The organism is Bacillus sp. S71 (assembly GCF_016625265.1).
GTDB classification, from domain to species: Bacteria; Bacillota; Bacilli; order Bacillales; family Bacillaceae_G; genus Bacillus_A; species Bacillus_A cereus.
Window position 1 is genome coordinate 166963 of record NZ_JACVUW010000006.1, and the last position, 17823, is coordinate 184785.

Sequence of the window (17823 nt, forward strand, 5' to 3'; positions counted from 1 at the left end):
TTTCACGTTCAAACAAAGGGGTATATGTTTGTATGTGAATTCGTTCACGCTTATTATATTACAAGATTCGACGTCAGATGACAACCCCTTTTGTCGAATTTCACACTTTTGTCACATTCTAAACGTTTTCATTTTTGAATAAGCTATAAAAAAGGTCATTTAGGGGGGTTATTTATGAAAAAATCTTATATTGCTCTTCTCTTTCTAGCTGTCATCGTTTCTTTTTTCTTGTACATCCTCTCTCTACTACAAGCTTTTCCTAAAATTATTGCCTTACCTCTTTTATTCGTAATCATTGTTATCACTCTCTCTTATTTCAATCATAAAAAACGATTCAAAGGGTTTTAATTTCAAAAATCAGCCGTAAAACTATCCTTTCAGTTAGAAAAAACAAAGAAATTCACCTTGTTTTTTCGACATATATCGACATTTAATCTATTCAAAAAAAGACGAGGATACAATCCCTCGTCTTTTTTCATTACTTTTCTTCAAATAATAATGCTTCTAATTCATTTAATTTCTCTTCAAATACTTGTAGTGCCTCTTTTACTGGTTCAGGAGATGCCATATCTACTCCTGCTTTTTTCAGCACTTCAATTGGATAATCAGAGCTTCCTGCTTTTAAGAACTCGTTAATATAACGTTCTACTGCTGGTTGTCCTTCTTCTAAAATCTGTTTAGATAGAGCTGTCGCTGCGCTAAATCCTGTTGCGTATTGATATACGTAATAGTTGTAGTAGAAGTGTGGAATACGAGACCATTCTAAACCAATCTCTTCGTCGATTACTAAAGCTTCACCGAAATATTTCTTATTTAAATCATAGTAGATTTCCGTTAGCATATCTGGCGTAACAGCATGTCCTTCTTGTACTTTCTTATGAATAATATGTTCAAACTCTGCAAACATCGTTTGACGGAATACAGTACCACGGAATCCTTCTAAATAATGATTTAATAAATATAGACGCTCTTTCTTATCTTCTGTCGTTTTTAATAAATAATCATTTAGAAGCGCTTCATTACAAGTAGATGCCACTTCTGCTACAAAGATGGAATAATCACCATATACGTGCGGTTGTGTTTTTCTTGTATAGTAACTATGCACCGAATGACCAAACTCATGAGCAAGTGTAAATAAGTTATTTACATTATCATGCCAGTTCATTAAAATATACGGATTTGTTCCATATGCACCAGATGAGTATGCCCCGCTTCGTTTTCCTTTATTCTCATACACATCTACCCAGCGATTTTCATATGCCTCTTTCAAAATATCAACATATTCATCACCAAGTACGTTTAAAGATTTTAATAAAAGGTCTTGCGCTTCTTCGTATTTCACATTCATTTTCACTTCTGGTACAAGTGGTGTATATAAATCATACATATGAAGCTCATCAAGTCCTAATGCACGCTTACGAATATCGATGTAACGGTGTAATAAATGTAAGTTGTCATTTACCGTTTCAACGAGTTGATCGTATACTGCTTCCGGAATATTATTATTGCTCAGTGCAGCTTGGCGAGCAGAATCATATTTACGAACACGCGCATTGAAATTATTACGTTTTACTGCTCCACTTAACGTACTTGCGAATGTATTTTTAAATTTCCCATACGTTTCATATACAGCTTTAAATGCATCTTCGCGAACACGAGGATCATCACTTTCTAAAAACTGAATGTAACGGCCATGTGTAATTTCTATTTCTTCTCCGTCTTCACCTTTAATAGATGGGAATTTTAAATCCGCGTTATTCAACATACCGAATGTATTGCTTGACGAACTCATTACTTCAGATGCTTCCGCTAATAAAGCCTCCTCAGCTTCTGATAATACGTGCGGGCGTTGACGTGTAATTTCTTCTAATGCATGTTCATATACACTTAAATCTCTATTTTCCTTCAAGAATGTTTGCAGTGTATCTGCTGAAATCGATAAAATTTCAGGCACAATATACGCTGTGCTACTAGATACTTGTGAATATAAATTTGTTGCACGATCATTTAATGCTTGATATACAGAGTTTGTTGTATCTTGATCGTAACGCATATGAGCATATGTATATAGCTTACCTAATCGCATTGAAATTTCATCTTCATATTGCAATGCCTCAAGTAAATTGTCCGCAGAGTCACCAAGTTTCCCTTTAAATTCAGTTAACTTCGGTAATAGCTCTTTAATAGCCTGGAATTCTTTTTCCCATTCTGCATCCGTTTGGAAAATATCTTCTAATCGCCACGTACTTGCTTCTTCAATCTCGTTGCGATCTGGTAATGCTTTCGCTTTGTTTTGTTCAGACATTCTTTAAGCCCTCCTTTAAATATCTCTACTTAAGTACAATTCGTTTTTTCTTATGTAATTCCTTCACAATCATTCTTTATTATATCCCCTTTTCCTCCTCTCATGTTAAAATTTGCCTCAAATAAAGATAGCGCATGTATTAAGCAAATCTCATCATGTTTCATAATTTCCTCCTCTGTTTTTAACATCACTACATCCCTTATTTTTCGGTACGTATAACTTCCCGCTTTATGCAATACACCTATATAGCATAAAAATGTCATATATTCAGTAACTGCCACTTTCCATGTGTGCTGTGAAAAGTACGGAAGTATCCGCCTTTTCGTATACCTTTTTACATAACTACACACATATTGAAGAGAAATACACTCTCCTACTGCAAGCCCCCCTATACACTTCATATATAGAAAAGCTTGCCATATAAATGGGTTTGTTTGAAAAGCAAATCCAGAAGGGAGTGGAACACCAATTTCAGAAGGAAAACTCGCTGGGGTACATTTAAATTGATATAAGAGGCGTAATAATGACTTATAATTATAATTCCAAATCGGCAGGGCATTTTTGCGGAAGTAGTTCTTTCTCTTCTTCCACTCTTCCCTTAGTATCTCTTTCTCGAAAGGAACGGGAGAAAAAAGCATTTCAAAAGTAGTTTTATCGATTGGTAAATATACAGTATGCGCGAAAAAGATATTTGCAGAAAATGGAGTGACAAATGCACATTTCATAAATGATTTCTCTTTCGAACAGAAGAAAATAAGAAATGGTTGAGGATAAGATTGTAAGGAGAAAGCCATAAGTGAGGAGAATTTCATCCAATATGCAGATTGCTTTTTCAATTGATTTCCACCAACGATCCAAATGACCTGTATACCAGCTCGCCAATATGAATAGGTTCTTTTGTACAGCTGCTCTATAGCAAGGTTTGCACATTGGTATTCAATTGCAATTTTTCTGCCCGCCCTCTCTACAAAAATATCTGGTCGTTGCTTAATTTCCGGAAGGTAGTACTCAATATCCACCTGAAAGTTTTGACGTTTGAACCATCTATATAACAATTCTTTACCGTGCATATGATACGTTGATTCCGCTTCATAAAAGGCAAGACATGAATCCACTTTTTTATGAGCAAAATGCCAACTTTTTTGTTTCCCTAATTTCATTTGCACTTCCTTTCCACAAGCTACACAAAAGAATCGTTCCTGTTGGCGCATACGGCGCAAAAGCTCTTCATTACAATTATAGAGTAAATGAATTTTTTCTCCGTTTTCTCTTTTAGCTATAAATATCGGAATCACACCCTTTCAGCTCCTTATATTCTACAATTTATTACAAATTCCTTTTAAAAAAGAGATGTCCCAATTTCGGACATCTCTTTTTATAATAATGGCGATAATAACCGGTACGTTGATTCAACAATTCGTCTATGCAGACGCCTTTTATGAAAACGATCGACGTGAATTTCACTGGATTCTTCTAAATCGTCTTTAAAGTCTTGAACAAGTCTTTTAATGCTATCTGTATCATATAAAAAAGCATTTACTTCAAAATTCAAATGAAAACTTCTCATATCCATATTAGCTGTCCCAATTGAAGCTAAATCAGAATCAACGATGACAATTTTACTATGAAGAAAACCTTTTTCGTATTCATATATCTTTACTCCTGCGTCTAAAAGCTCCGGGAAGTACGATCTCGATGCGTAAAAGACAGTGCGCTTATCAGGTTTACTCGGCATTAATAAACGAACATCAATACCAGCAAGTGCAGCAACCTTTAATGCGGATAAAATATCATCATCCGGAATAAAATACGGCGTTGCAATCCAAATAGATTTCCGAGCAGAAGCGATCATTGCGAAATATAAATGCTTAATCGTTTCCCACTTATTATCGGGGCCACCTGCGACAAGCTGTACTCCTCCCCAATGATCACCCTCAACTGCTTTTGCTTGTAGATATTCCGGAGCTAGCACAGCCTCTCCAGTCATATAAAACCAATCTTGAAGGAAAATAAGCTGTAAACTTTGAACCGCTTCACCACGTAAATACAAATGCGTGTCTCGCCAAAAGCCAAAATATTTACTTTTTCCCAAATACTCATCACCGATATTTAATCCACCTACAAACCCTTCGTTCCCATCAATCACAACAATTTTCCTATGATTTCGATAATTAATCTTATCGTTTAAAATCGGAAAGCGCACAGGAAAGAACGGAATCATTTCTACACCTGCATCGTTTAATTCTTCAATATACGATTTCGATAACTTAAAACTTCCAACCGCATCATATAAAAAGCGAACAACAACGCCCTCTTTTGATTTTTGTATTAAAATATCTTTAATTTCTGTTCCTAATTTATCATCACGCACAATGTAATATTCCATATGAATGTGATGTTTCGCTCGTTTTAACCCATTTAAAATGGCCTGAAACGTTTCATCTCCATTTGTTAATGTCCTCGTTTCAGTTTGAAATGAAATATTTAAAGCACCTAATCGATCCGCTAAACGAAATAACAGTTCTTGATGCTTATGATTGCGTAAAATTCGTTCTTCGTAATCTTCATGCCCTTTATATTGTAAAAACGCCTGTTCATCAAGTAACGCCTTCTTTTGAAACATTCTTTTTCTCCGAAAATTTTGTCCAAATAATAAATAAGCAAAGAAGCCAAACACAGGAAAAATCCCTAACACAATTAACCATGTAAGTGTTTTAGATGGATGGCGATTTTCTAAGAAAATAACGCAACCAATTAAAAACGCAGATACTGTAAATAAAATACTAATAATACCTAAAATCGAAACATCTTTTATCCCAATCACATCTGAATAAAATGCTACATCAATAAACATACGTAACGAAACAAATAATGCGAACAATAGCAAGATAAAGAAAATCAGCTTTAACGTATTTTTCATCTCTTACCTCCTAACTAAGAAAGCTTTCCTATTCTTCATATAAAAAGCCGATTTCATACTACAGAAATCGGCCTACGTTTTAGCAGGAAAATTATTGCGAATCGTTTCAAGCGCATGCTCTTTCACAATTTGTTTTCCATACTCACTTACACGATGAATTGTTAAAGTTGATTCTTCCCCATATTCTAAAACAATACTTAAAATACGATCGATTTCTTCTTCATCATGTAGCACTTCATCGAATTCCACATATACATAATAGCGGTCCTCAAATGAATACAGCTCATCTTTTATATCTTCAAAGATAAGACGATGACTTAATGAAATGACATCTTCAAAATCATTAAATTTAATTAAAAAGCCAAACGTCCCATCTTCATTAAAGTTTGTTCCTGTTTGTTCTTCTACCTCTTCGACTAACTCTTGTTGGAATAATGATTCAATGCCTTCATCTAGAGGAATATCTATAATTTTGTCTACCCCTATCGGTAGTTCCAGCTTTTGCCCATCCTTTGAAAGCTCTGCTTTCGTGACAAGTACTTCAATCCCTTTATCGACTGCTTGCACTTGGATCCATAACGGCCCATCAATAAAGAAATCGTCATGATCACGAGCTTCGTCCATCATCTCCCAAAAGAGCTCTTCACTTCGTTCGCGATCATACCAAATTTCTTCACGATTAAATCCTCTATCCTCTATATCAATGTACGTAATAAAAAATTTCATCGTATGATCATTAATTCTTTCAATATCCAAAATACAACTCTCCCTTCCTGCTTAGAATTGTTATGAAGGGATTCCCCACTCATATGACAAATCAATAGATTCTTGTACTCTCATTTTATGATAAGATTCTCCAGAATGGAAATAAAATCGATTTATTTTACAAAAATAGTTATATGCCTATCTTTACTCGATCAACTACATAAATATATTATTATAGCGATTTCTTACTTACAAAAAATTTGGACATACATTTCCACATTCCCCCGTACACTGTAATAAGGTGAAACTTCTATTAGAAGGGATTATTTAACAACAACTTTCTTCATCACATACATACAGTTCGCTTATTAAAACATCATAAATGGAGGCAGACGAATGGACTTAGAGTTTTTAACATCCGTACTAATGATTGTCGGTATCGATGTTGTATTAGGTGGTGACAATGCAATCGTCATCGCACTAGCTAGCCGAAATTTACCTGAATCGAAACGAAATAAAGCTATTTTGATCGGTACTCTTTTAGCAATCGTACTAAGAATTGTCCTTACTATACTAGCTGTCTATTTACTCGACATTCCATTTCTACAATTGATTGGCGGGGTTTTACTTACATTAATTGCAATCAATTTATTAACTGATGATAGCAATGACCTTTCTGCCATTCAAGGAAAAACAACTTTATTTCAAGCTGTGCGGACAATTGTTTTCGCGGATCTCGTTATGGGGTTTGATAATGTTATTGCCATTGCAGGTGCAGCTCACGGGAGATTTTTACTCGTCATAATCGGCTTACTCATCTCTATCCCTATTATTATTTGGGGCAGTAAACTTATTTTAATACTTATGGAACGATTTCCATTCCTCATTTATTGCGGTGCAGCAATTCTTGCCTATACTGCAGGGAAAATGGTTACACATGAAGACAGACTTGCAATCTTTTTTCATAACAACCCAAGTTTCACCGCAAGCATTCCTTATTTGTTCATTTTCACTATTTTATGCATCGGCTTTATCGTAAAACAAGTTCGATTACGCAATGTGAAACATTAAAAAAAACCTTCTACTATATAATAGGTAGAAGGTTTTCATATTATTATAATTAATTTACAAGACGTTGTGCTTCACGTAATTGGAACGTTCTTACTGTACGTGGTAAGAAACGACGAATTTCGTCTTCGTTGTAACCAACTTGAAGGCGTTTCTCGTCAATCATAATTGGACGACGTAAAATTCCTGGATAGTCACGAATCATCTTATATAAATCTTGAAGTGGTAAAGACTCTAAGTTTACATTCAATTCTTGGAAAACTTTCGAACGAGTAGAAATAATCTCATCCGTTCCGCTTTCTGTCATACGTAAAATCTCCTTAATTTCCTCAATCGTTAATGGATCTGAGAAGATATTACGTTCTGTATAGGGAATATGATTTTCCTCTAGCCATAATTTCGCCTTTCTACAAGACGTACAGCTTGGAGAACTATATAATGTTACCATACAAAGCTCACTCTCCTTAAAGAGTACAAATTCTGTACTAAATACAGTTTTAATTTCTAACTTCAGCAATTTTTCGCGATAACTTGTCTTATTGAAAAGTACAAAAATCGCATTTCATGTAAGCAACAACTTATAATAAACAACAATTACTTTTAATAAGTAACTTCTATAATCATTATACAATAGATTTTGCAAGAAATATACAGCAAATTTCCTGCTAGTTGAGAAAACTCTTCCGTGTATTTCACTGCTATGTAACATGATTACTCTCACTTCAGCTGTACTTTAACAATAACTTTCAATCCTTTTACTACTCACTTCTCATAGATTTTTCATATAATATATAGTTATTTATCTATAATCTTCCCTATGAAAAAGAGAACGTTTTCTTACTTTTTCTTGATAAATCAATTAAGAAATGTAAGACTATACAAACGAGAATAAAAAGGAACGTTTGTTCTTATTTTAACAAATATCCTCCCTCCTGTCTACACGATTTCTAAAGTAAATTAAATATTTTTCTGACATTTCTTTCTTTTTCATTTTTTATCTCATACAATAAACATACAGACAGGCAAAGGGGGAGTTTTCAAATGATTGCTTTTTTTATTGATTTTATTACGGTTGCTGCCCTCATCATCGGAATAACAGCATTGATTGGTGTCATTACAAATAGCATCGGCGAAAAGCTCTTTGGTGGAAAAGAAAAAATGAAGTTTGTTAACAAAAGTTTGGATGTACAATCTGGCTGGAACCAAGTTGGCGGAAAAGGCATTTATAAGAAACGAACGTATTAAAAAAAAGCAGGCGATCACCTGCTTTTTTTCTTATTTCTCTACTGACGCCCATTTAAAGCTTAAATCGCCGCCATATTTATGGTTATACATATTTTTAATTGAATCTCTTTGTAAATATGCTCTACCACGTTGATATACTGGAACGATCGCAGCATCATCAAGTAACATTTTTTCTGCTTCTAATAAGTTCTTCCAACGAGCATTTACATCGCTTCCATCTTTTTTCGCCTTCATAATGATTTCATCGTATTTTGGATTAGAGTACTTCATCTTATTTTGTGACCCATCTGTTACAAACATATCAAGATATGTAATTGGATCTGGGAAGTCCGCACTCCATCCAGAGAATGACATGACATAATCACCCGCATCTTCTAATTTTAGTTTTTGTGCGAATGGTTGTTGTTTAATTTTTACTGTTAAACCTGGTAAATTCTTTTCTAATTCACCTTTTAAATATTCACCAGTTTTCTTTGATAACTCTACATCTTCATTTAATAATTCTAATTCGATTTCATTTTTACCAAGTTCTTTTTTACCAGCTTCCCAATATTTCTTCGCTTCTTTCACGTTTGGTTTTACAATATCCCCGTTTACAGCACGGAAATCTTTTTTATCTGGTCCTTTAATGAAGTTATCAGGAATTAATCCTGTCGCTGGCTTAGAACCGTTGTTTAATAATGTATCCACGAATGGCTTACGGTCAAAAGCAAGTGAAATTGCTTTACGAATATTTTTATTTGCTAAAGCTGGATCTTTTTGATTTAAACGTAGGAAGAATACAGATGTATCTTCTACTGTTTGGAAATCTGGTTTTCCTTTATATTTATCGATAAACTCCGCTAATAACGACGCTCGATCAATTGCATTTGTTTCATATAAGTTAATTGGCGTAGATGTATCTTTTACAATATTAAAGTTTACTTCTTCAATCTTCACTTCTTTATTGTCCCAATATGATGGGTTCTTTGTCATTTTAAAGCTACGTTCATGCTGCCAATCGCTTAATGTAAATGGTCCGTTATAAAGTGTAGTATTTGCTTCTAAACCAAACTTTGCACCTTGCTCTTTAACAAATTTCTCATTCACAGGATAGAAGATTGGATATACCATTAAATCTACAAGATATGGAATGGAATTGTCTAATTCAACTTCTAATGTGTAATCATCAATTGCTTTTACACCTAGTTGATCAGGACTCATCTCTTTTTTATTAATTTTCTCTGCATTTTTTATATCGTACATAATATAAGCTGATTTCGCAGCTGTATCTGGATTAATCGCTCTTTGCCATGCGTATACGAAATCTTTCGCTGTCACAGGCTCACCGTTTGACCATTTCGCGTCTTCACGTAACTTAAACGTATACTTTTTACCGTCTTCTGACTTTTTAAATTCCTTCGCTACACCTGGAACTAGCTTATCATCTTTTCCTAAACTGTATAAGCCTTCCATCGTATTGTTCATTACTCTTGAAGAAACTGCGTCAGCTGATAATGCTGTGTCCATCGTTGGAATTTCTTGTGTTTCAATTAAGTTAATAACTTGCTTCGCACCGCTTTTCCCGCTATCCCCTTTTGCGTTTGCTTGCGGTTCATCTTTTTGATAGCTACATGCCCCTAACATCATGCTCATCGCTACTGTTGATGCTACAAAAACTGGTATCTTTTTTTTCATACTTCCACCCTCCAAAAAAATGTTAGCCCTTTCATTTTCAAACAGAAAGAAATATATATATGTTCTAATAATTCATATTATACACACAAATATATTTTTTGTATATTTATATTTCTATTTCATTAAAATTTTCTGTAAAAAAATATATCTTTGTAAACGTTTTATATTGCTGATTATCTTTACTAAAGTACCAAAAATAATTATTTTTATATTTTTCTAAATTATCAGAGAAAAATAAATTTTATATTTTATAATACTTTATGTATAATTATCCCAACCTTTTTAACATAAAATAGCAGTCCCTTCATATTAAAAATATGTAGGCTAAAATGAGTGCAAAGGATAAGAAAGTATGTTACGATACATTTTGCTAAAAATAGATATCGGTAAAGAGGGGACGGACATGACAGCAATTCAGGAAAAAAATGGGCCAACAGAGAAATTAAGTTTATTCTTATTAACATGGCCTATTTTTCTAGAAGTTTTTCTTTTTATGTTGATGGGGATCGCTGATACTTTCATGTTAAGTGCATTATCAGACGATGCTGTATCTGGGGTTGGTGCAGCGAATCAATATCTCCATATTGCGATTTTGGTATTAGAAGTCATCGGGAACGGTGCTGCTATCGTTGTATCTCAATACCTCGGTTCCAGACGCTTTATGGAAGCATCTAAAATATCAGCATTAGCCGTCACATTAAATTTAATAGTTGGGCTCGTTATAAGCGCTGGTTTTCTTTTATTTTCGAAACATATGATGCTCGCAATGAACTTACAAGGCGATGTACTAACGTATGCGCAAAACTACTTATCTATCGTCGGAGGGGCTATCTTCCTGCAAGCTATCATTAACTCATTAGCCGCAATCATCCGTGTACATGGTTTTACAAAGCAAGCGATGTTTATTTCACTCGGAATGAATATTATTCATATCGCTGGAAACTACGTACTCATTTTCGGGAAATTTGGTTTCCCTGAGCTCGGTGTACAAGGGGCTGCAATTTCTTCCGCTATCAGTCGATTGATCGCACTTATTGTTTTCTTCTGGTTACTATACCGCGTTATGGAATATCGCGTGAAATTACAATATTACTTCACTTTATCCAAAGAATACATTGGGAAAATTTTAAAAATCGGTATTCCATCTGCATTTGAACAAGTGATGTATCAAGCTTGTCAAATCGTCTTCCTTTATTACGCAACGTACTTAGGAACGGAATCATTAGCTGCTAGACAGTACGCTACTAACATTTCCATGTTCACTTATTTATTTGCAATTGCGATTGGTATGGGAACAGCCATTATTATTGGCCGCCTTGTTGGTGGTGGCGAAAAGGATGAAGCATACGAACGCTTATGGAAAAGTGTAAAATGGGCGATTGGTGTAACTCTATGTATGGTCGCTCTCGTTATTACATTCCGTACACAATTAATGGGACTGTTTACAGATAATCCGCACATTATCGGGTTAGGCGCAAGTGTTCTTTTACTAAGTGTACTACTTGAAACGGGACGTACGATGAATATCGTCATCATTAATTCGCTTCGTGCAGCTGGTGATGCAAAATATCCTGTTTTAATCGGTGCATTCTCTATGGTGTTAATGAGTTTACCACTAGGTTACTTTTTCGCCTTTCATTTAGATATGGGGCTCGTTGGTATTTGGCTAGCGATCGCCATCGACGAATGGACGCGTGCCATTATTATGTTCTTCCGCTGGAAAAGCAGGGCGTGGGAACGTTACGCACTTGTGAAACCAGAAGAGCAAGACGAGATTGGTTCTGTTCAGGCACAGTAGTACTTGTTTGATCATGATGTAGTTATTAATAAATGCAATTTATATCGACTTACCGACAACTCATTTATATAGTATAGAAAAAAGCCATCCTTCCTTAATGGAAGAATGGCTTTTTTTATTATTGATAAATCTCTTTATATTTCTTATACTCTGCTTCAGAACATAGTACGAAATGTCCTGGGCGAATTTCACGCATTGTTGGCACTTCGCTACCGTAATCATGCTGCGATGGATCGTATACGATACGTTTACGATTGCGCTCATAATCTGGATCTGGTAGCGGAATTGCTGATAATAGTGATTTCGTATATGGATGAACTGGATTCGCATATAACTCTTCACTTGTTGTTAGCTCAACGATTTGACCACGGTACATTACACCGATGCGGTCACTAATGTATTTTACCATTGATAAATCATGGGCAATGAATAAGTATGTTAGACCTTTTTCTTTTTGTAGCTTTTTCAGTAAGTTTACAACTTGCGCCTGAATCGATACGTCAAGTGCTGAGATCGGCTCATCCGCAATGATAAATTCTGGTTCTACAGCAAGCGCTCGAGCGATACCGATACGCTGACGTTGTCCACCTGAGAATTCGTGCGGGAAACGGTTCGCGTGCTCTTTATTTAAACCAACTGTGTTTAATAGTTCATGAACACGGTCCATGCGCTCTTTTTTACTTTTCGCTAATCCGTGAATATCAATACCTTCTGCGATAATATCCCCTACTGTCATACGAGGATTTAATGATGCGTATGGATCTTGGAAAATCATTTGCATTTTACGGTTGAATTTCTTCAATTCTGCGCGTGATTTCTTACCATGTACGTTTTCACCATCGAACAATACTTCACCAGCAGTTGCATCATATAAACGAATAATCGTTCTTCCAGTAGTTGATTTACCACAACCTGATTCTCCTACAAGACCAAATGTTTCTCCGCGGTAAATATCAAATGAAATATCATTAACCGCTTTGACAACACCACCACTCACGTCGAAGTGCTGCTTTACATTTTTTACTTCAATTAATTTCTCACGTTGTTTAGTCATGTTGTTCACCTGCTTTCATTTGAAGAATACGTTTTTCAACGACTGCCGGCGGTTTTACCTCTGGAGCTTGCTCGTGAAGTAACCAAGTTGCCGCATAGTGTGTATCACTTACTTTAAATAAAGGTGGGTCCATTTCAAAATCAATTTTTAGTGCCTGTGGGTTACGTGGTGCAAAAGCATCACCCTTTGGCGGCTTTAATAAATCCGGAGGCGTTCCAGGAATTGCATATAACTCTTCCTCTGAGCCATCTAAACTTGGCATAGATGCGATTAAGCCCCAAGTATATGGATGTTTCGGATTATAGAAAATTTCATCTACAGTTCCAATTTCAACAACTTTACCAGCATACATAACTGCCACTCGGTCAGCAACGTTTGCTACTACACCTAAGTCATGCGTAATGAAAATAATTGCCGCTTCTGTTTTTTGCTGAATGTCTTTCATAAGTTCTAAAATTTGTGCCTGAATCGTAACGTCTAGCGCTGTTGTCGGCTCATCGGCAATTAATAATTTCGGGTTACAAGCTAACGCCATCGCAATAACTACACGCTGTCTCATACCACCTGAGAATTGGTGAGGATATTGTTTTAAACGAGCTTCTGGATTTGGAATACCTACAAGGTCGATTAATTCTAAAGCAACTTTACGTGCGTCTGCTTTACTCATCCCTTGGTGTTTAATAAGGCCTTCCATAATTTGATTTCCAATTGTCATCGTTGGGTTTAATGATGTCATTGGATCCTGGAAAATCATCGCGATATCTTTACCACGTACTTGCTGCATTTCTTTTTCTGTTAATTTCGTTAAGTCACGACCTTCAAATACGATCTCACCATTTTTAATGCGTCCAGGAGGATTCGGAATTAATCCCATTAACGCTTTAGAAGTAACTGATTTCCCTGAACCAGATTCTCCTACAATCGCCAATGTCTCTCCTTTTTTCAAATCAAAAGTAACGCCGCGTACAGCTTGTACTTCACCTGCATGTGTATCAAAGGAGACTTGTAAATCTTTTACCTCTAACAATGTTTTCATCTTTGCCTCTCCCCTCTTTTACTTACGCATTTTTGGATCTAACGCATCGCGTAATCCGTCTGCCATTAAGTTAAACGCTAAAATTAATATACTGATGACAACCGCAGGGATGAACATCATATGCGGATACGTTTGAATAGATTTATAACCGTCATTTACAAGAGAACCAAGTGACGCGAATGGTGGCTGAATACCTAAACCGATGAAGCTTAAGAACGCCTCACCAAACACCGCCGTTGGAATTGTAAACATTGTCATTACGATAATTGGTCCCATTACGTTCGGGATTAAGTGTTTTACAATTAATTGTGTATTTGTTGCACCTAATGTACGAGATGCTAACACATATTCTTGGTTTTTTAATTTCAGGATTTGTCCACGAACGATACGCGACATCCCTATCCAACCTGTAATTGCCATTGCGAGTGTAATTGACCATATACCAGATCCCATAATGATTACCATTAAGATAACGATGATTAAGTATGGAATACCGTTAATAATCTCCATAATACGTTGCATAATATTATCTACTCTGCCGCCATAAAACGCTGAAATACCTCCGTATGCAACCCCAATTACTAAGTCAATTGCTGCTGCTAAAAGAGCGATATATAATGATACTCGTGTACCTTCCCATGTTCTTGTCCATAAATCACGACCAAGATCATCTGTACCAAACCAGAAATACTCTTTAATATCACGTTTTTCATATTGGTCAACACCATATTGATCTGTACCGTCAAATGGTAACCAATGAACATTTTCAATAACAGGAATTTTCGGTGGCATTTTCGCACGACCTAAATCTTGCTCTTTATACGAGTGTTTACTTACCATCGGTCCAAAAATTGCTAGTAATATAATAAGGCTTAATAATACGAAACCAAACATCGCGCCTTTATGTTGGAACAAACGTCTTCTTACATCTTGCCAAAACGTTAAGCTTGGACGGGCAATGACTTCATTATCCACATTATTTTGATTGGCTTGTTGAAATAAATCTGGAGATAATTTTTGTACATCTTTCATCACTTTTTCCCTCCCGCTAAACGAATTCGAGGATCAATAATTCCGTATAAAATATCGACAATGAAAATAACTAAAATGAAGATTGCACTATAGAAAATTGTAGTTCCCATAATAACTGTATAGTCATTCACTGTAATAGATTTAACGAACTGTTCCCCTAGTCCTGGTACAGCATAAATTTGCTCAATAACTAATGTACCTGTGATTAAACCTGCAACCATTGGTCCTAAAATTGTTACTACTGGAATTAACGCGTTACGAAGTGCGTGTTTGATAATGATAACACCTTGGCTAATCCCTTTCGCTTTTGCTGTTAAAATGTAATCGGCTTGCATAACTTCAATTAACTCGGCACGAGCGAAACGTGCGATTGTTGCAATAACTGCCATCGATAAAGCAATTGTAGGCATTACTGTAAACTCTGGTCCTTTCCAGAACGCTACTGGGAACCAACCAAGTTTTACCCCTACGAAATATTGTAGTAAAGCGGCGAATACGAATGATGGTACCGACATCCCGAGTACGGAAATAATTGTCGCTCCATAATCGACCCATGTATTGTTACGAAGTGCCGCAACGATTCCTAAAATTAAACCGATAAATGTTCCTAATATAATCGCTTGTAAACCAAGCTGTGCTGATGGTCCAATGCGATCCACAATCATATCTGTTACTGGACGGTTATCATATTGGAATGATACCCCTAAATCACCTTTTGCTAAGTTACCTAAGTAACGTGCGTATTGAACTGGTACCGGATCATTTAAACCATATTTTTCCAGAATGATTTCTTTTTGTGCCGGTGATAGCTTCTCCTGGTTTTTAAGCGGAGAACCCGGAAGTAATTTCATCAAAAAGAAAGTCAGCGTAGTAATTAAAAATAATGTCAAAGCCATGTACACGAAACGTTTTAATACATAACGTCCCATAGTCAAGCACCTCCCCGTTTTTCTCAAAAGCAATAAGATAGTTTAAAATATTCTTACTTTTATTTTTTTAAAATAAGAGCATATGCCCATCATAGGCATATACCCTTATTCATGATGGAAACCATTTTTAATTTTTGAGTTCAACCCACTTATAGCTAAATTCTCCGCCATATTTATGTTCTAATAGGCCAGTAATTGAGCCACGTTGTAAATATGCTTTTCCAGGTTGATATACTGGAGCAATCGCAGCATCTTCAAGCAGTTGTTTTTCCGCTTTTAATAGTGCATCCCAGCGAGCTTGTACATCAACTTCTGTTTTTGCTTTTTTAATTAAATCATCATACGCTGAATTTGCGTAATTTACTTTGTTTTGCGCATTACCTGTTGTATACATTTCAAGGAATGACATTGGATCCATATAATCTGGACTCCATCCTGCATACGACATCGCATAATCTCCACTTGCTTCAAGTTTTAATTTTTGTGCAAATGGCTGCATTTTTGTCGGAACTGTTAGACCTGGTAAGTTCTTTTCAAATTGGCCTTTTAAATACTCTCCGATTTTTTTAGCATCATCAGTATCAAAGTTTAATAGCTCTAACTCTACTTTCTCTACACCAAGTTCTTTTTTACCAGCTTCCCAATATTTTTGAGCTTCTTTAATATCCTCTTTTATAAGCTTTCCGTTCTCTTCACGGAAGTCTTTTCCATTCGGACCTTTTGCTAAGCCTTTCGGAACAAAACCATATATCCCCTCTGAACCATCGTTTAAGATAACTTTTCCGATATTTTCACGTTCAAAGGACATTGCAATTGCTTTTCGGATATTTTTATTTGCTAAAAATTTATTCTTTTCATTTAAGCGAATAAATTGTGTAGATGGCCTTTTAATCGTTTTGAAATCAGCATCTGATTTGTATTTATCTACAAACTCTGATGTTAACACTACACGATCAATTGCTTTCGTTTCATATAAATTTATAGCAGTTGAACGATCCTTAACAATATTGAAGTTTATTTCTTCAAGTTTTACTTCTTTATTTTCCCAATACGTTGGATTTTTCTTAAGTTGGAAGCTTTGTTCATGCTTCCATTCATTTAATACGAATGGACCATTATAAAGTGTCGTATTGGATTCTAATCCAAATTTTGCTCCTTGTTCTGTTACAAACTTCTCATTCAAAGGATACAATGTTGGATAGACTGTTAAACTTACAAAATAAGGAACAGGGTTATCTAATTCCACTTCAAGTGTATGATCATCAATTGCCTTTACACCAAGTTCTTCAATTGGTAATTCTTTTTTGTTAACTTTCTCCGCATTTTTAACATCAAATAGTATGTAAGCAAACTTGGCACCCGTATTTGAATCTACAGCTCTTCTCCAAGAATAAACGAAGTCTTTCGCTGTTACAGGTTCACCATTAGACCATTTCGCATCTTCACGTAATTTAAATACATACTTTTTGCCATCCTCTGATTTCTCATAAGATTTTGCGACACCTGGAACAAGTTTATCATCTTTCCCCAGACGATATAATCCCTCCATTGTATTATTCATGATGTTAGAAGATGTTGCATCTGTTGATAACGTCGTATCCATAGTTGGAATTTCAGCTGTTTCGGTTAAATTTAACACTTGTTTGTTTGAGGATTTTTCTTTTGCGCCTGCTTTATTGTCCTCTTTTTGGTAACTACAAGCCCCTAGCATACTGACTGTCAACGTCGATGCAACTAATAACGGTATCTTTTTCTTCATGTTGTGTTGCCTCCCCTACTTGCACTTCCTGTACCCTCACTTGTTAAAAAGTAGAATTGAAAGAATAATCTCCAAGTTTCTACAATTTTCATTATACATATAATATAACAATTGTGAATATAGTTTTTTGTTTTTTTGTTAAAATTTTTAATAAAATGTTTATATTTTTATTTTTTTGTAAAGGGATACGTTAACATTGATACCATCATCTTGAAATCAGACCTTTAATTGCGTATAATTTTCAAAAAATTAATTCTAGTACATATTATAGCTTTTATAGTATAATAATTCTAGT

General features: G+C 35.3%; 15 protein-coding genes. 4 read left to right on the forward strand and 11 right to left on the reverse strand.

Translation table 11 applies throughout. From position 1 onward, the window contains the following. Positions 1-174: 174 nt before the first annotated feature. On the forward strand, positions 175-348 hold the full coding sequence (locus IBT51_RS15995; protein ID WP_081366397.1) for a hypothetical protein: 174 nt from the start codon (positions 175-177) through the stop codon (positions 346-348). A 130-nt stretch (positions 349-478) separates the two neighbouring features. On the opposite strand, the gene pepF is transcribed toward IBT51_RS15995, so the two are convergent. The 4 genes from pepF to mecA form a co-directional block, all read right to left on the reverse strand. After that, positions 479-2305: an oligoendopeptidase F gene (gene pepF / locus IBT51_RS16000; RefSeq protein WP_088024979.1), complete on the reverse strand. Its 1827-nt coding sequence runs from the start codon at positions 2303-2305 to the stop codon at positions 479-481. A 50-nt stretch (positions 2306-2355) separates the two neighbouring features. Then, positions 2356-3600, reverse strand: a complete 1245-nt coding sequence (locus tag IBT51_RS16005) for a competence protein CoiA family protein (protein ID WP_200458421.1) — start codon at positions 3598-3600, stop codon at positions 2356-2358. 80 nt (positions 3601-3680) lie between these two features. Further along, positions 3681-5225 (reverse strand): cardiolipin synthase, encoded by a 1545-nt coding sequence (locus IBT51_RS16010; RefSeq protein WP_000799191.1) that lies wholly within the window; start codon positions 5223-5225, stop codon positions 3681-3683. A gap of 72 nt (positions 5226-5297) precedes the next feature. Beyond that, positions 5298-5981, reverse strand: a complete 684-nt coding sequence (gene mecA, locus IBT51_RS16015) for an adaptor protein MecA (RefSeq protein ID WP_000350715.1) — start codon at positions 5979-5981, stop codon at positions 5298-5300. A gap of 345 nt (positions 5982-6326) precedes the next feature. Here mecA and IBT51_RS16020 point away from each other — a divergent pair, with 345 nt between their 5' ends. After that, positions 6327-7001 carry a TerC family protein gene (locus IBT51_RS16020; protein WP_053565018.1) on the forward strand — a complete coding sequence of 225 codons (675 nt, stop codon included), beginning with the start codon at positions 6327-6329 and terminating at the stop codon, positions 6999-7001. 49 nt (positions 7002-7050) lie between these two features. On the opposite strand, the gene spx is transcribed toward IBT51_RS16020, so the two are convergent. Further along, entirely contained in the window at positions 7051-7446 is a 396-nt protein-coding gene (spx, locus tag IBT51_RS16025) for a transcriptional regulator Spx (RefSeq protein ID WP_000258267.1), read from the reverse strand. Positions 7447-8039: 593 nt separating this feature from the next. On the opposite strand from spx, the gene IBT51_RS16030 reads away from it, so the two are divergent. Then, positions 8040-8243, forward strand: coding sequence for a hypothetical protein (locus IBT51_RS16030; protein ID WP_000559971.1), 204 nt, complete (start codon positions 8040-8042; stop codon positions 8241-8243). Positions 8244-8273: 30 nt separating this feature from the next. On the opposite strand, the gene IBT51_RS16035 is transcribed toward IBT51_RS16030, so the two are convergent. Continuing rightward, positions 8274-9920: a peptide ABC transporter substrate-binding protein gene (locus IBT51_RS16035; RefSeq protein WP_053565020.1), complete on the reverse strand. Its 1647-nt coding sequence runs from the start codon at positions 9918-9920 to the stop codon at positions 8274-8276. Between the two features lie 352 nt (positions 9921-10272). On the opposite strand from IBT51_RS16035, the gene IBT51_RS16040 reads away from it, so the two are divergent. Next, complete coding sequence (locus IBT51_RS16040; RefSeq protein WP_003291568.1) at positions 10273-11718, forward strand: MATE family efflux transporter; 1446 nt, start codon at positions 10273-10275, stop codon at positions 11716-11718. A 118-nt stretch (positions 11719-11836) separates the two neighbouring features. On the opposite strand, the gene IBT51_RS16045 is transcribed toward IBT51_RS16040, so the two are convergent. From IBT51_RS16045 to IBT51_RS16065, 5 genes are all read right to left on the reverse strand, one after another. Beyond that, entirely contained in the window at positions 11837-12772 is a 936-nt protein-coding gene (locus IBT51_RS16045) for an ABC transporter ATP-binding protein (RefSeq protein WP_016082471.1), read from the reverse strand. Next, on the reverse strand, positions 12765-13808 hold the full coding sequence (locus IBT51_RS16050) for an ABC transporter ATP-binding protein (protein ID WP_000854346.1): 1044 nt from the start codon (positions 13806-13808) through the stop codon (positions 12765-12767). Before IBT51_RS16050 ends, IBT51_RS16045 begins: the two co-directional genes overlap by 8 nt. A gap of 18 nt (positions 13809-13826) precedes the next feature. Beyond that, a complete protein-coding gene (gene opp3C, locus IBT51_RS16055; RefSeq protein WP_000974098.1) occupies positions 13827-14843 on the reverse strand; it encodes an oligopeptide ABC transporter permease in 1017 nt (338 codons plus the stop codon). After that, positions 14840-15769, reverse strand: coding sequence for an oligopeptide ABC transporter permease (gene opp3b / locus IBT51_RS16060; protein ID WP_000534165.1), 930 nt, complete (start codon positions 15767-15769; stop codon positions 14840-14842). Before opp3b ends, opp3C begins: the two co-directional genes overlap by 4 nt. A 127-nt stretch (positions 15770-15896) precedes the next feature. Then, positions 15897-17528, reverse strand: coding sequence for a peptide ABC transporter substrate-binding protein (locus IBT51_RS16065; protein ID WP_053565022.1), 1632 nt, complete (start codon positions 17526-17528; stop codon positions 15897-15899). Positions 17529-17823 lie beyond the last annotated feature (295 nt).

What these genes read in the sequence shown, in the direction of transcription:
- IBT51_RS15995 (WP_081366397.1), top strand. Translation starts at nt 175, where the DNA reads ATGAAAAAATCTTATATTGCTCTTCTCTTTCTAGCTGTCATCGTTTCT.
- pepF (WP_088024979.1), bottom strand. Translation starts at nt 2,305, where the DNA reads ATGTCTGAACAAAACAAAGCGAAAGCATTACCAGATCGCAACGAGATT.
- IBT51_RS16010 (WP_000799191.1), bottom strand. Translation starts at nt 5,225, where the DNA reads ATGAAAAATACGTTAAAGCTGATTTTCTTTATCTTGCTATTGTTCGCA.
- IBT51_RS16020 (WP_053565018.1), top strand. Translation starts at nt 6,327, where the DNA reads ATGGACTTAGAGTTTTTAACATCCGTACTAATGATTGTCGGTATCGAT.
- spx (WP_000258267.1), bottom strand. Translation starts at nt 7,446, where the DNA reads ATGGTAACATTATATAGTTCTCCAAGCTGTACGTCTTGTAGAAAGGCG.
- IBT51_RS16030 (WP_000559971.1), top strand. Translation starts at nt 8,040, where the DNA reads ATGATTGCTTTTTTTATTGATTTTATTACGGTTGCTGCCCTCATCATC.
- IBT51_RS16035 (WP_053565020.1), bottom strand. Translation starts at nt 9,920, where the DNA reads ATGAAAAAAAAGATACCAGTTTTTGTAGCATCAACAGTAGCGATGAGC.
- IBT51_RS16040 (WP_003291568.1), top strand. Translation starts at nt 10,273, where the DNA reads ATGTTACGATACATTTTGCTAAAAATAGATATCGGTAAAGAGGGGACG.
- IBT51_RS16045 (WP_016082471.1), bottom strand. Translation starts at nt 12,772, where the DNA reads ATGACTAAACAACGTGAGAAATTAATTGAAGTAAAAAATGTAAAGCAG.
- IBT51_RS16050 (WP_000854346.1), bottom strand. Translation starts at nt 13,808, where the DNA reads ATGAAAACATTGTTAGAGGTAAAAGATTTACAAGTCTCCTTTGATACA.
- opp3b (WP_000534165.1), bottom strand. Translation starts at nt 15,769, where the DNA reads ATGGGACGTTATGTATTAAAACGTTTCGTGTACATGGCTTTGACATTA.
- IBT51_RS16065 (WP_053565022.1), bottom strand. Translation starts at nt 17,528, where the DNA reads ATGAAGAAAAAGATACCGTTATTAGTTGCATCGACGTTGACAGTCAGT.